Source organism: Candidatus Symbiopectobacterium sp. NZEC135, from assembly GCF_025962695.1.
In genome coordinates this window covers 1-679 of record NZ_JAGFPF010001165.1, presented here as the reverse complement: position 1 = coordinate 679, position 679 = coordinate 1, and the positions used below count along the sequence as shown (strand labels likewise).

1 protein-coding gene is annotated in these 679 nt (G+C 49.5%); it reads right to left on the bottom strand.

Annotated elements, in window-relative coordinates; translation table 11 throughout:
* Positions 1-632 (bottom strand): phage tail length tape measure family protein (locus J5224_RS35715; protein ID WP_319802542.1); only part of this gene is annotated, 632 nt, incomplete at its 3' end.
* Positions 633-679 lie beyond the last annotated feature (47 nt).

Sequence of the window (679 nt, the reverse complement as noted above, 5' to 3'; positions counted from 1 at the left end):
TGGTAAACCTCATAGCCGAGATACCCTACCGCCCCAGCAAAAGCAGCCACACCAAGATAGGCGGGATTAATCATGCTGGATAAAGCATAGAATGTCCCACGCAGTCCGCCAAACGAGTCTTTAATCTGTCCACCTTGCTGAATAAGGATCAGGAAGGGGTTTTGCCCGCCCGCCAGCTGAGTGACAATATCCGTCATCTGCGCCGGTAGCATTTGCATCGCGGCACGATACTGGCCGACAGAAATACCCGCTTTCTGTGCCGCAATAGCTTGCTTCGACAATGCGGCAGGCATGTCATTGGCCGCAACGGCAGCAGATTTTAATAATTCCTCTCTGGTCTTGTTGATGGTGTTACTGAACTTAACGAATTGTTCACCATCAATCCGGCGATCAACAAAATGCGAGATAAGCTGGGTGTACTGTTCATCCAGGCGATTCATGGCCTTGATGTTGGGATCGATTTTCTCCAACAAGGACTGGAGTGCGATTTCTTGTTTTGCTGCCATATCAGCAGTAACTTTCGCCGCATTGTTCGCAGAATTACCAAATGTACCAAGCTGAGTTTTAGCGCGTTCAACCTGCTCATTAAAGGACGCTGTATCGGCATCCAGATTTACAACCAAATCACCCACTGGTTGGTCCATAACGCGTCCCCCCTATCAATCCCGCGCTAAGCAAC